The sequence below is a fragment of the Alteromonas sp. Mac1 genome (assembly GCF_001562125.1).
Lineage (GTDB): Bacteria > Pseudomonadota > Gammaproteobacteria > Enterobacterales > Alteromonadaceae > Alteromonas > Alteromonas stellipolaris.
Map to the genome: position 1 here is coordinate 2,700,867 of NZ_CP013932.1, position 13,308 is coordinate 2,714,174.

16 protein-coding genes are annotated in these 13,308 nt (G+C 42.7%); 10 read left to right on the forward strand and 6 right to left on the reverse strand.

Annotation, left to right across the window (positions count from 1 at the left end; all coding sequences use genetic code 11):
• Positions 1-39 precede the first annotated feature (39 nt).
• Entirely contained in the window at positions 40-693 is a 654-nt protein-coding gene (locus AV939_RS11495) for a YceH family protein (protein WP_061997693.1), read from the forward strand.
• Here AV939_RS11495 and AV939_RS11500 read toward each other — a convergent pair.
• The 4 genes from AV939_RS11500 to AV939_RS20285 all read right to left on the reverse strand — a co-directional run bounded on the left by AV939_RS11500 (position 690) and on the right by AV939_RS20285 (position 2,485).
• Positions 690-920 carry a DUF2789 domain-containing protein gene (locus AV939_RS11500; RefSeq protein WP_057791262.1) on the reverse strand — a complete coding sequence of 77 codons (231 nt, stop codon included), beginning with the start codon at positions 918-920 and terminating at the stop codon, positions 690-692. The genes AV939_RS11495 and AV939_RS11500 overlap by 4 nt on opposite strands.
• 65 nt (positions 921-985) lie before the next feature.
• Positions 986-1,336 carry a DUF2750 domain-containing protein gene (locus tag AV939_RS11505; protein WP_057791259.1) on the reverse strand — a complete coding sequence of 117 codons (351 nt, stop codon included), beginning with the start codon at positions 1,334-1,336 and terminating at the stop codon, positions 986-988.
• Positions 1,337-1,352: 16 nt separating this feature from the next.
• Positions 1,353-2,189: a LysR family transcriptional regulator gene (locus AV939_RS11510; RefSeq protein ID WP_061997694.1), complete on the reverse strand. Its 837-nt coding sequence runs from the start codon at positions 2,187-2,189 to the stop codon at positions 1,353-1,355.
• Positions 2,190-2,317: 128 nt separating this feature from the next.
• Positions 2,318-2,485, reverse strand: coding sequence for a hypothetical protein (locus AV939_RS20285; RefSeq protein WP_167347521.1), 168 nt, complete (start codon positions 2,483-2,485; stop codon positions 2,318-2,320).
• 388 nt (positions 2,486-2,873) lie between these two features.
• On the opposite strand from AV939_RS20285, the gene maoP reads away from it, so the two are divergent.
• Together maoP and AV939_RS11525 are read left to right on the forward strand one after the other, a co-directional pair.
• On the forward strand, positions 2,874-3,233 hold the full coding sequence (gene maoP, locus AV939_RS11520; RefSeq protein ID WP_057791253.1) for a DUF413 domain-containing protein: 360 nt from the start codon (positions 2,874-2,876) through the stop codon (positions 3,231-3,233).
• A gap of 270 nt (positions 3,234-3,503) precedes the next feature.
• Complete coding sequence (locus AV939_RS11525) at positions 3,504-4,247, forward strand: PRC-barrel domain-containing protein (protein WP_057791251.1); 744 nt, start codon at positions 3,504-3,506, stop codon at positions 4,245-4,247.
• A 62-nt stretch (positions 4,248-4,309) separates the two neighbouring features.
• Here the strand turns inward: AV939_RS11525 and AV939_RS11530 are convergent, their stop codons facing one another.
• A complete protein-coding gene (locus tag AV939_RS11530) occupies positions 4,310-4,645 on the reverse strand; it encodes an ArsR/SmtB family transcription factor (RefSeq protein WP_057791250.1) in 336 nt (111 codons plus the stop codon).
• 187 nt (positions 4,646-4,832) lie between these two features.
• Between AV939_RS11530 and AV939_RS11535 the strand changes: the two genes are divergently transcribed.
• Positions 4,833-5,183 (forward strand): rhodanese-like domain-containing protein, encoded by a 351-nt coding sequence (locus AV939_RS11535; protein ID WP_057791249.1) that lies wholly within the window; start codon positions 4,833-4,835, stop codon positions 5,181-5,183.
• A 72-nt stretch (positions 5,184-5,255) separates the two neighbouring features.
• Entirely contained in the window at positions 5,256-6,191 is a 936-nt protein-coding gene (locus AV939_RS11540) for a LysR family transcriptional regulator (RefSeq protein ID WP_061997696.1), read from the forward strand.
• A gap of 135 nt (positions 6,192-6,326) precedes the next feature.
• On the opposite strand, the gene AV939_RS11545 is transcribed toward AV939_RS11540, so the two are convergent.
• Positions 6,327-6,932 carry an exopolysaccharide biosynthesis protein gene (locus tag AV939_RS11545; RefSeq protein ID WP_057791247.1) on the reverse strand — a complete coding sequence of 202 codons (606 nt, stop codon included), beginning with the start codon at positions 6,930-6,932 and terminating at the stop codon, positions 6,327-6,329.
• Positions 6,933-7,511: 579 nt separating this feature from the next.
• On the opposite strand from AV939_RS11545, the gene AV939_RS11550 reads away from it, so the two are divergent.
• From AV939_RS11550 to AV939_RS11570, 5 genes are all read left to right on the forward strand, one after another.
• Entirely contained in the window at positions 7,512-8,843 is a 1,332-nt protein-coding gene (locus AV939_RS11550) for a sigma-54-dependent transcriptional regulator (RefSeq protein WP_061997697.1), read from the forward strand.
• Positions 8,844-8,860: 17 nt separating this feature from the next.
• Positions 8,861-9,085 carry a hypothetical protein gene (locus AV939_RS11555; protein ID WP_057791242.1) on the forward strand — a complete coding sequence of 75 codons (225 nt, stop codon included), beginning with the start codon at positions 8,861-8,863 and terminating at the stop codon, positions 9,083-9,085.
• Positions 9,086-9,089: 4 nt separating this feature from the next.
• Positions 9,090-10,604, forward strand: coding sequence for a sensor histidine kinase (locus tag AV939_RS11560; RefSeq protein ID WP_061997698.1), 1,515 nt, complete (start codon positions 9,090-9,092; stop codon positions 10,602-10,604).
• Positions 10,594-11,046: a response regulator gene (locus AV939_RS11565; RefSeq protein WP_057791240.1), complete on the forward strand. Its 453-nt coding sequence runs from the start codon at positions 10,594-10,596 to the stop codon at positions 11,044-11,046. Before AV939_RS11560 ends, AV939_RS11565 begins: the two co-directional genes overlap by 11 nt.
• 156 nt (positions 11,047-11,202) lie before the next feature.
• Complete coding sequence (locus tag AV939_RS11570; protein ID WP_061997699.1) at positions 11,203-13,188, forward strand: response regulator; 1,986 nt, start codon at positions 11,203-11,205, stop codon at positions 13,186-13,188.
• Positions 13,189-13,308 lie beyond the last annotated feature (120 nt).

Genomic DNA, 13,308 nt, shown 5'->3' on the forward strand with positions numbered 1-13,308 from the left:
TACTTTCATACGTAAATACTTAAAGACCGAATATTTATCATGACCACACCTTTATCTGATATGGAAGCACGTGTTATTGGTGTACTACTTGAAAAGTCAGTGACTACGCCCGAACAATACCCTTTATCGCTTAATGCGCTCACCAATGGATGTAACCAAAAAAGTAACCGATTACCCGTCACTCAGTTAACTGAAGACGAAGTCATTAAAATACTTGATGGATTGAAAGGTAAACGAATTGTTCAAGCTTCATCAGGCTATGGTAGCCGAGTAGACAAATATTCCCACCGTTTTTGTAATACCGAATTTGGAGATATAAAACTTAGCGATCATCAGCAAGCCATTATTACCGAACTCTTATTGCGCGGACCGCAAACACCCGGTGAATTGCGAGGACGGTGCCAGCGTTTAGCACAATTTGCTGATATCAGCGATGTAGAAGCAACCATCAGCAGCTTACTTGCTTACCAGCCAGATGCACTTATTTTCTCATTACCAAGAGAGTCTGGTAAAAGAGAAATACGCTATAACCACACATTTTGTCAGCGAGGTGGGTATAACGATAACGGCGAAAGTGAAAGCAAAAGCGAAAGTGCTGATACCGTTGAAACACTAAAGGCGGCTTTACTAGAAGTAAAAGCCACCCTTGCCGATTTAGAATCAAGAATTAATAATTTATCGTCAGGCGACTAGTGCAACCGCACATTGAGTTGGTCGATAATTTCAGCCCAATCGGCGTCGTCTTCGATAGCCGTTTTCAAGAAAGCTGCTTGGCTTTCAGACCAGAAGGGCGCTTGGAAAATATGTTGGCTCTTATTTAAGCCTTTGTGCGTTTCAATAAAACTGTCTATCGCTTCATCGCTGCTATCTAGCCCTAACTGTTCAAACAAACTGCTCATAGTCGGTTGTTCAGTAAACATGGTAGCTCCTCTTCAATCATGATAGTCCGGTAATATTGAAACGCTAAAAGCAAATGATGAGATCATTAAATTTGCTGTGCAAATTCCTCTGGTTCCATCACTTCACCTTCCTCTCCTGGTACCGGACAAACCATCACCGTAAGGTTATCTTGCGTCATGCCGCCCACCCATTTGGTAAGAAAGTCTTTGGTAGAAATTTCCATCGCTTCACAGTCTGACCAGTCTTCAGTTGCCCATAGCAAAGCAAGAGATGATTCCGGCCATACTGGAATACCATCTTCATCGTCTGTCGTTAACATCACGCAACCATGTTCATCTTTAAGAATAAAAAGTTTGCCCGACGTTTTAATTAATTCAACGCTGGCTTCTAAGCGTTCGAATGCGTTCATCTGTAATAATGGGTGTTGAGTTGTCATAATTTTCTCTTTGCTATTAGACTGGGTGTATGGCCGATACGCTGGTAATTAAGGCTTCTAGCCCTACACGCCTGACTTGTTTCATGGTGTGAAGATAAACTTTCATGGTTATACCTTCTAAAGGCTGTATTAGTGAAATTGCGATAGTTGGATCAAGTTGATTTACCGTTCCTTCAGGAAGTACAGCAACGCCACCCTCATATTGTAGGTTATTTAGCGCTAAGTTGAGCGAGTTCGTACGTAATTTAGCATCACGAAGTTGAGGGTATAACGTAAGCAATAAATCTCTGGCTTTGCTGCCCCAATCAATGGCTACAAACTCTGCCGCGTCGACTACATCACTGCCTTCGCCAATTCGGTATAACCCTAATTGGTTTTCTAGTAACACTTCACTTTTAACTTCTTCTGACTTTAGCGGCTCGGTTGAAAAAGCCAAATCAGTTACCCGCTCGTGCAATTGACGAGACAGGCCATCGAGAGAAAGTACTTCTGCTTTAACAGACCAATCAGGAAATGTGTTATGAAGGTGGCTTAAGGTGGTAGGCAACATTAATTCACTGGCTAACTGCGTTGCCCCGCATACCACATATTCAGAAGACTGAATTTGCAGTTCTTGCTTGGCTTCATTTAGCGTACTGCAAAGCTGCCGTGCGTACGGCAACAGCTTTTCACCCGATTGGGTTAGCTGAATACTATTTCGCTGACGTATGAAAAGCGTGGTATGAAAGTATTCTTCTAGCAACTTGATCCGCGCACTTACCGCAGATTGCGTTAAATAAAGATTTTCAGCTGCTTTGCCAAAATGTCGGGTTTTTGCAACTTCAATAAATGTGGTGAGAAAGCGTATATCCATGCTTCTTACAAAACCGATAAATAAGTGATTGTAAATTGTCACAGATAATACGGCATGTAAACACAAAAGCACAGCAACGCACTGCTATAAAAGCAGTGCGTTGTATTTATTTTCAACTAAGAAGCGTATTAACTGCCTTCGTGCATCAAACGGCGCTGTTTCTCTCGACGTTGTAAGTCACGATTCTGTTTATTCTTTACGCTTTGGTGGCGCTTAGTGCCCACCTTCTTGGTGTGAAAGTTTTCCTCTTCTACCGAGTCCAATTCTTCACTTTGGTAACGATAGTCTTTACTCATGTCTATCTCTAGGTTATTGCCACTTCGTCATTATTATCTTGGCGCCAAAAATAGAAAACGAATTTTTCTCATCGTTGCGACAATAATTTTTTGTAGTGAGTTTTGGTCATGTATTTCGCTTCGTCGTCTCAATTCACCTACACCTGACCGCCTTTTCATCGCCACATCAAAAAAATTAATAAATAGACTAAATTTCAATGATTTGGGCATCTTAAAAAGGAGCAGAATCTGAAAATTCACGTTTTTCACGCCCCATAAACTCGTACATTTTTTGGCGTTATATTTTCCAACAAAATTTTTTATTGAGAAGGAAAAAATGTTTTGTTTTATGTTCTGATTCTTTTGTCTTAAAAGTTCGCTTGAAGACAACTCAATGCTGGGTACAACCATGAAAAATTTATCAATTCGCGTTTCTCAAAAACCTTTTATAGATAGACAAAAATTTCCTTATGGCTTTCGAAAATCTGGCGACTTCAGTATTGGTGAGGCAGATATACTAACCGGTTATGGAAAGACCTTACTGGCACTAGAATGCGGGGAGCTATCTCCAGAGACAGATGATGAGCGTCACTTTCTAGACTTTATCAGTGGTAAAGTAGAAGCTGAAAACGCTTTAGAGCGCACTTGGGCCAAGTACGTACGCTTATCTCGAGGCAAGAAACACTTCTACACATTACATAGCAGCGCTGCGAGTAACCAATCGGATTACGATGAAGATTACAGCGATGAAGCATTTGATGTAGCCTAATTTTAGATTCGACCTCTTATCAACCAGCTTGGTGCAAATCGGGCTGGTTGCCTCTATTTGTGATATTTCCCTCGCTATTCAACCTGTTTGTTGATCCATATCTAGATTGCGCCCGAACAAATCTTTGCATATTTGTAATGTTCAAACAGATGGTTCTATATTAATAACTTAGCATTGTGAAATTGCTATTTTACGCAAACCACGCTGTTGGAAAATAGTAGAACAATATCTAATGAATTACCCAAGCCTGAAGGCAAAGGAGGCGCAGCGATGATGGTGTCATATAAACAGATTAAACATTTTTCAATTCATGCTACCGATAAGGACATAGGCGGCGTACGAGATATACTCTTCGACGATAAAGATTTCGTTGTTAGATATGTAGTTGCCGATACAAATACGTGGCTTCCCCTTAGCAGGAAAGTGGTTATTTCACCTATTTCGGTCACACGTGTTGATCGGGAAGAAGAAACCGTTGATGTATCCATGACGGCAGACACGCTTAAGAACAGCCCATCAATTGACGAGCACAAACCCGTTTCAAGAGAATTCGAAGAAACGCTATTTCGTTACTTTGGCTACGGCTATTACTGGATTGGCCCTGGCGCGTGGGGCGATTTCGCTCACCCAAACCAACTAGCCGATCCTGAGTTAGCAGCCATGGGGAAAGAGGAGTTAGATAATAAACCTGACAATCATCTAAGAGCTTGCGGCGAAATCAGTGGTTACGAAGTGGCCACCCAAGACGACAATGTTGGGCACATCAGCGATTTCATATTTGATACTGAAGGTTGGCAAATTCAGTTGTTAGTGGTAGATACAAACAACTGGCTACCGGGTGGTAAAAAGCTTGCAGTCCTGCCCTCAGACATCAAGAATATCGATTGGTCTTCACATAATGTCTCGGTCGTCCTAACCCACGAGGGGTTGATGGCTAGACCGGAAGTTGACCTTGATAAATTGGGTGACACTGCATACGTAGAGGCCTTGATAGCGAATGCGAAGCTTGTCTAACTAAGTCGAGTGCCATTTGAGCAAGAGCGATTAATTGTCTTTTAGCAAAGTTTTAACTAAGGTTAATCGTTCTGAGCGCAAAAGAACTTGTGGAGCAGGCCAATAGTTTGCTTCACTCTTTCGTCGGCTAGTCGATAGTAAATGGTTTGTCCGTCACGGCGTGTGGCCACCATTTTAGATTCTCTTAATAGGGCCAAATGCTGTGAAATCACAGGCTGAGAAACGTCTACTTGGTCTAACATTTGGGTAACAGATAACTCTTTATCCACTAAAGAGCAAAGAACCATTAAACGGGTTTTATTCGCCAACTGCTTTAGATAGAGCTCAGCTTCCATTGTATATTGAGCCATTTCGCTCGTATCTACAGATAGATTATCAACGGCTAGATTATCAGTCATAACAACTCACTTATAAATTTACGTAGACGAGCTACCAACCCGCCATCTTATACTAAAGTATACTACTATAGCGGCGAACGCCAAAACTCAATGTCATTTTTTATAAAATATATAATGAAAATAGGTGCTAGAAAATATAACCATTTCCTTATATAGTAAACTCATCATTATTTTTCAAGGTGTTCTAATGTTAATTGATATCACTACTAGACTCGCTAATATCCCTTTCCCGCTACGTTGTATTACGGCTAAAGAAGCGATGCAGGAAATATCTTCTAATCATGGTTTATTACTTGATGTTCGTGAGCCCGCAGAGGCAGCGTCTAGCCCGGTAGAAGCTGCATTAAATATTCCTCGTGGCGTGATAGAGATGAAAGTTATTGAAAAATGTAAAGATGCTAAGTTTCCAATCTATATTCATTGCGCCTCGGGTATTCGCGCTAAATTAGCAGCCGAACAGCTAATGAACATGGGGTATGACAACGTGAGCGTGGTAACCTGCTCAATAGGCGATATTAAGCAAGCCACCGACGCATAAGCGCTGACAGCCTCTGGTCGCTTGTGGTATAACCGCTCTATACAGTGACAGAATAATCGATTAGAGCTCGCGATGTTAAAATCTACGTTAGAACAATGGCGCATGTTTAAGGCTGTGGTAGATGCTGGAGGCTTCAATCAAGCTGCCGCATTAGTGCACAAGAGCCAATCTAGTGTGCATCACGCGGTTCAAAAGTTAGAAAATGCCATTGGCGTTGTGCTGTTCGAAAACAGTGGACGTAAGGTAAAACTGTCTCCTCAAGGGGAGTTGATGTATCGTCGAGCAGCGTTCGTTTTGAATGAAGCTCAAAAGTTAGAAGCGGTAGCGGCTAGCTTACAAGCAGGAACTGAAACCCTTCTTCGTATCGCCGTTGATATTATTTTTCCATCAGACTTACTCTATAACGTACTGAGCAAAGTGTCTGAAGAATTCCCGCTGCTGCGTATCGAGATTGAAGAAACTGTATTAAGCGGCGCAAACTCCCTACTTGATAGTGGCAATGTCGATATCGCGATTTCACCTTTCCCCTACCCCGGCGGTTTCAGTGAAGATTTATGCGAGATAGACTTTGCTGCGGTAGCACATGTCAACCACCCTCTGCACGCACTCGACCGCGCATTAACATTAGAAGATCTCAAGTCGCATCGCCAAATAGTAGTAAGAGATTCATCGGCTGAACGTAAAGTTGATGCAGGTTGGCTTGGCGCCGATCAGCGCTGGACGGTTAGCCATATTAGAACGTCGGTAGATATGATTTCTCAAGGACTTGGGTTTGCTTGGATCCCTATCGCTATCATCAAAAAAGAATTAGAAGAAGGGCTGTTGCTGCCGCTTCCAATTGATAGCAACAGTGGATTACGCCGAGCCATGCTTTATCTTACATTTGAAGATGGTGACGGCCTAGGGCCCGCAGCAAGAAGCTTTATCGGTGAACTTAGATATCAATCGATGCATCTTCCCTCTGCTGATGGCATGCTTGATCAATGTACAGAGTCTCTGCATCGTTAGCATAAGCTGTGGGAACACAGTTATAGCAAAAGTGTTATAGCCAAGCTGTACTTAACGTAAAACCTCAGAAGCAAGAACTCGGGTATTTTAACCAATATCTAGTTTGTCCAATTCCAAGTATAGCCAGCGCTTGGTTTACCCAATACCAAGCGCAATTTGTTGGCCGCCATACAAGAAACCAAATAGGGCAATGGATAGCCCAAAGAGTGCTACAGCGCCGTCATCCGTTGCCATACCTATAGCCATAATCAATACGGCAAACGCCGGTATTAACCCCATGAAGGGTACTAATTCTAATGGTACCATCAGCAATCCACACGCCGCGCAGCTAAGTGCAATCAATGAACGAAACACTGGTTGACGCATAAAAAACCACCGTGGCATTAAGAATCGGTCAAATCGCACTGCCACAGGTTTCATTTTATTAACCAAAAATTCAATTCGATCAGCGTCCATTTCAATTTTCATAATGGTAGCGGGAAGCCACGGATGACGGCGACCGAGTAAAATTTGCATTGCTATCAGTAAAATTGTCACACCGGTTATGGTAGGTACACCAGGAATGGCTCCTATGGGCGTTGCTGCAATAAACGCAGGTAAAGCCAACATGGGTCCAAACCCCCTCTTTTCCATGGCATTCCAGAACTCGGAAAACGCCATGGCGTCGGTAGTGTTTTTGGGCTGCATCTTGCCCAACAACTCATAAAGTGTCATTGACCTTGCGCCAGTTTCCTCAAACATTTTTATTCCCTATTTATGGCTTGAAGCTTATGCCTCATTTCCATTGAAACCTATGCGTCTTGTGTGATAGCGAAGCGCAATACGCTTTGGGTATTCCATCAAAAATTAAATTAATTCAGCAGTATTACCGGGCTCAACGATTATATTTTGCGCTAACCCGTAAATAATAATCTGAGATAAATTTTTCAGAAAAATACGTACAAGCGCTGAATTTTCGCGTTTGGTTATAGAACTACTGTGAGATTGATAATGCGATAACTGTGCCACTGGAGTGGGTCAGCGTTCAAATTTGTGCTTTTTTGGTAGCAATCGGCACAATATGTGCTTTATCAGAAAAAGATATGTCAGTGTGTGAATTATGTTTAGCTAGCCCTCTTTTGCATGATGCGAGGATCGCATCTTGAGGTCAGCCCCAAGATATTGATGCCCAACTCAACCAAAGTTGAGTATGAATGCGACAACGTCTGCGTTTGAATGTAATAATGCACAAATAATTATAAAATCTGGTCAACTTACCCATCCAATGTGCTGAGACAAGCTATCAGGAAGTGGTTGGTCAATTAAAAAAGGGATATTCAAGTGTTAACTGTTTTACTTGTAGATGATGATGCCGAGTTTACCGAGGTGGCCTGCACTATTATTGAGTTTCTCGGCCACGAAGTTCTAACTGCTGCCACATTAGGTGAAGCGCGAGACTGGTTAAAGAAAGAAACCTTCGACCATGTATTACTTGATTTCATGTTGCCAGATGGCAGCGGCGCACACTTGTTCGATGAACTTGACGCACTTCCCAAACGTCCACGCATTACCCTTATTACCGGACACCCATCGGTAAAAGGCGTCATTAAAGGTTTATGCGGCCCCAATATTGATTACCTTGTTAAGCCTATTCAACGTGAAGACATTGAAGCAGTATTAACGGGGAAACCTAAAGTTGCTGAAGATACCAGCGAAAAAATCGAAAAGCATTTCGACTTGCTTATTGGTGAATCTGCGCCAATGAAAGAACTCTACAAATTAATTGAGAGAGTAAGCAGAACAAGCGCAAACGTTATGCTACTTGGCGAAAGTGGTGTAGGTAAAGAGGTGGTTGCAGCCGCCATTCACCGCGCTTCAGAAAGTGAAGGCCCTTACGTAGTGACCAACTGCGGTGCCTTTTCAAAAGAATTGATTGGTAGTGAATTATTTGGCCACGAGAAAGGCGCATTTACAGGCGCAGTTGGACGTAAAGAAGGTGTTTTCGAACAAGCTGAAGGCGGATGTTTGTTCTTGGATGAAATCACTGAGATGCCTATCGACATGCAGCCAAACTTACTGCGCGTATTGGAAAACAAAGTGGTTATCCGTGTTGGCGGTACTAAAACTATCCCGGTTAATTGCCGCGTGGTGTCAGCGACCAACCGAACCATGGAAGAAATAGCACAAAGCAAAGTGCTGCGTGAAGATATCTACTTCAGACTTGCGGTGTTTCCAATCACCATACCCACTTTGCGCGAACGCAAAGAAGATATCCCTCTATTAGCAAAAACCTTTATTGAAGAATTTAATAAAGATAATGGCTCTAAATTTAGTTGGCAAGAAAGCCAGCTAAACACGTTACAAGCCTACGATTGGCCAGGTAACGTACGTGAATTGCGCCACTTTGTTCATCGCGCCGCCATTATGAGCGATCCGACAAAACAGGTAATAGAGCTTCCTAAAACGATTGAATCGCCTTTTGCTAAAAAACAAAGTACAGCGCCAGCACTCCAAGCAGGACGTACTATTGAAGATGTTGAAAAGGAACTTATTTACGCAACGCTTGAGAAGGTTAATGGGAATAAAACCATGGCCGCTGAGATGCTTGGCATAAGTACCAAGACCCTATACAACCGACTTCACGCGTATGGCGATTTGGTCAAAGAAGACTAGTAAGGCAGGAAAAAGTTATGACTGAAGATGAGTTTGCCCGATTGAGCACCTATGTACACGATGCACGCAAACCGCTGAATCGCATTTCCATGCAAGCTGAATTGGTAAAAATGGCGCTTAATGGTGAAGTTCCCGCCCAAAAAGCGATGGCAGCATTGGATAAAATAATTTCCAGTGCTAAAGACTGCAGTGACTCCCTTTCTGAAATGACTTCAGATTTTGGCGACACATTATTGGATTGATGTAATGCTAAACAAAGTTTTGTCTTCGCTATACAGCTGGGTAATCATGGTGGTATTCGTGATTGCTATTATTACTGCGAATTCATTTTATGTGGTGCAAACCCTTGATGACTTATCAGCCCTAGAAGCGCGCTTGTTTACCACCAGTCGCGTAATAAGTGCGGTAAACAAATTGCACGTGGCCGTTTTGCGCGCCGAATCAGGTCAGCGTGGTTTCCTTCTTACTGAAGATGAAGCTTATTTGGAGGAGTACACACAAACGCTGAATAACTTCACGGCCCTTGCAGATGAAGTTGAAGTGAGTGCTTTGGCGTCTGATTTGCCGGAACAATCAGAACGGATTGAAAAGCTACTCGCCCTTACTCGCGTTAAAATTAACGGCATGGTGCGAATTGTAGAGCTAGTAAGAGTAGGTGATTTAGAGCAAGCCTTCACATTACTTGAAAGCGATAAAGGCCTTGATTTATACAACGACTTCGAGAATATGTTCGAACGCATCGATTCCTCTGAAAGGGATATTCAAGGTACGCACTTAGCCAGTTTGATGAAGCTAAGACGTGACTCAGTGAATACATTATTAATTTCTTCAGGTACCACCCTGTTTCTCATTATCTCAATTTTCTTGTTGTTAAAAGCCAACATTAGAGAAAATGAAAAACATAAAGATATCCTGGTTGATGTGAACGAAGATTTAGAGCACAAAATTTCAGAGCGAACCCAAGAGCTCCGTATATATTCAGATGAGTTGGCCCGCAGCAACCGAGAACTTGAGGACTTTGCTTTTGTAGCGTCTCACGACCTGCAAGAGCCCCTACGAAAAATTCGAGCTTTTGGTAACCGGTTAGATTCTGGCTATAGAGATGTTATGGATGAACGAGGACAAGATTTTCTTGCACGTATGCTGAATGCGGCAGAACGGATGTCTATGTTGATTTCTGACCTGTTGTCTTTTTCTCGCGTTTCTACCCGAGGTAAAGACTTTGAGCAAGTGAATGTCGGTGATGTCATCGATGGTGTGCTGGGTGATTTAGAAATAGCCATTGAGGAAAAAGGCGCCAATGTTATTGTGCAAGACATTCCGACTATTCGCGCAGACAAATCACAAATTGATCAGCTGTTTCTAAACTTGCTGTCAAATGCGCTAAAATTTCAAACCGCCGACAAAGCCCCCCTTATTGAAATTACGGCGACACCACCAAGTGAAGCTGATATGAAAGACATATTGTTAGCTGACGAGTATGACTGGATTAAAATCCAAATCTCAGACAACGGTATTGGCTTTGAACAGAGTTTTGCAGAAAAGATTTTTGCCCCGTTCCAACGCTTGCACGGACGAAGCGAATACAAAGGAACAGGGATTGGCCTAGCGGTATGCCGACGCATTGTTGAACGCCACAATGGTCAAATTTCGGCAAAAAGCTCGCCAGGAGAAGGCGCAACCTTTACTATCCTTCTGCCAATAAACAGCGAGCCTTTTGGCTCTCTAAATAATAATGGAGATACCACACATGACGCGTAAACAAACCCAACCTATTAATATCCTTATGGCAGATGACGATGAGGACGATCGTCTATTAACCGTAGACGCACTGAAAGAAAGCCGTGTGTTAAACAACTTATTTTGTGTTGAAGATGGCGTGGAATTACTTGAATTTTTACGTCATGAAGGGAAATACACAGATGCCAGCAAATTTCCACGCCCTAGCTTAATTCTGTTAGACCTTAACATGCCACGTAAAGACGGCAGAGAAGCGCTGCAAGAATTGAAAACCGACCCTAAATTACGTGGGATCCCAGTAGTCATCCTTACTACGTCCAAAGAAGAAGAAGACATGCTTCGAGGATACGATTTAGGCTGTGCTTCCTATATCACCAAACCTGTGAATTTTGAGGGACTTGTCGAGCTTATGCGCGCGCTAGGTCGCTACTGGATTGAGTTTGTAGAATTGCCACACGATTAATTGAATCATATAAATTCGATTTAAGCTGATGTGAGTCACTATTTCGGGCTCAGAAGTTTTTACTCATGCCGTACGGCACTAGCCATTAGTGCCGCTATGTTTTAAAGCGCTGGTTATTTAGCGCTACATTACGACCAATGTTTTATGGAGCGCACAGTGACCGAAGTTATCCGGGTTTTACTGATTGAAGATGACGAAGATGATTATTTTTTAACATCAGATTATTTACTTCAATGTGAAGAACCCCGTTTCCAGCTTACCTGGGTAACCAACAGTGCTGACGCCATAGACGCGTTACAGCGTCGTAATTTCGATTTGTGTCTGCTCGACTATCTACTTGGCGCTGAAAACGCAGTAGATGTATTGGAAGTGCTTAAATCGAATCAGTTCAACCTTCCTGTTGTTATTCTAACTGGTCAGTCAGACTCTCAAGTTGACGAATTAGTAATGCGAGCAGGTGCAGCCGATTACCTGCAAAAAACAGAAATTGAGTCGCCACGTTTCATGCGAACCATCCGCTACGCCATGGTTCGACGAGAGATAGAAAACGAACGATTGGAAAGGCATAAAGTTGAACAACAAAATAAAGCGAAAGATAAGTTTTTGGCTCACTTAGGTCACGAACTTCGTACTCCGCTTACATCAATTTTAGGTTACACAGAGCTGCTATTAGACGACAAAGGTAACGACCCTTTGGCCCAAGAACTTTCTATTATTTATTCTAATGGGAAGCACTTACTTAGCCTGTTAAACGACCTTCTTGATATGTCTCGCATTATGGCGGACAAACTTGAACTTAATATTAAAGAGGTGCATTTAAGCCCTTTCCTTACTGATATCCACTCATTAATGCGATTAGCCGCGAAAGACAAAGATCTTGTTTTCGATGTGATTGCAGAGACCAAGATACCGGAAGTAATTGAAACCGACCCTACCCGTTTGCGTCAGGTATTAATTAACTTAGTCAGTAACGCTGTGAAATTTACCGATACTGGTACCATTACCGTCACCGTTGAAGTTCGTCCACCAGCGCCGGGGAAAACGAACGAAAGGTTACACTTCATTGTTGAAGATACTGGCATTGGCATGCCACCCGATAAGCTAGAAAAAATCTTTCAGCCTTTCGAGCAAATCGAAGATATCATGCGTGCAAATCATGGCGGTGCTGGATTAGGCTTAGCAATTAGCCGTGAACTGGTGGCTAAGCTAGGCGGAAGCATTAGTGTAGATTCCGTTTTTGGAAAAGGTAGTCGCTTTTCGTTTTCCATCGATCCCGGTGATATTAGCGAGCAAAGTCGTGCTCATCTTGCGCTTAAGGCACCTAGCAGGGCTGAGGCCAATAATTTAGATTTACAAGTTACTGGCAAGGTGTTGATTGTTGATGATATCCGCGAGATTCGCCGCTTAACCGGGCATTTAGTTAGTCAATGTCACGCTACTGTAGCTTATGCTGAAAACGGGGTTAAAGCGTTAGAGGCAGTATTACAAGCTGAAGAAGATAACGACCCCTTTCATTTAGTGTTAATGGATATCCATATGCCAGTAATGAATGGGATTGAAGCCCTACATGCAATAAGACGGCACAAAAGCAACGTACCAGTTGTGGCCGTCACAGCCGCTAGCCGTAAAGGATTAAAACAGTCTTTAATGGATGACGGATTTAATAATGTTATTGGCAAACCTATTGAACGAGCAGCGCTCACTGAAGTGCTCGACCAATATTTGGTTCGCTCTCAAGGTCCAGCCGTGTCGAAGATAGAAAGCGTTAAAACAGTGACACAAAGTACTCAACCTCAACCGACGGCTAAAAAAGTGTTAGTGATAGAAGACGACGAGGATGCAGCAGAGTTGTTGCAATTATTCTTGGTTCATCAAGGCCATGATGTCATTACGGCAAACACGGGTGCGGATGCTATAGAGCGTATGAACGAAGTGGTATTTGACCATGTATTGATGGATTTAACCCTTCCCGACTACCATGGATATGACTTAGCTGCCGAGTTGAATCAAATTCAACCCAAGGCGAAGTTGGTTATTGTGAGTGGCAACGAGCCAGATAAAGATACTATGAAGCATTTAGGTGTGAGTCAGTCACTTCTAAAGCCTGTTAGTAAAGAAGATTTAATTAGTGTGGTGTCTTAAAAAAACACATCACATGAATCAGTTAGCTACTACGAGTAGCTAACTTTCCCTCCGCGTTATTTGTTAGATGCTCACCGATTACGAAATTATTACACGGCCTACCTTGCAACTCTTACGTTA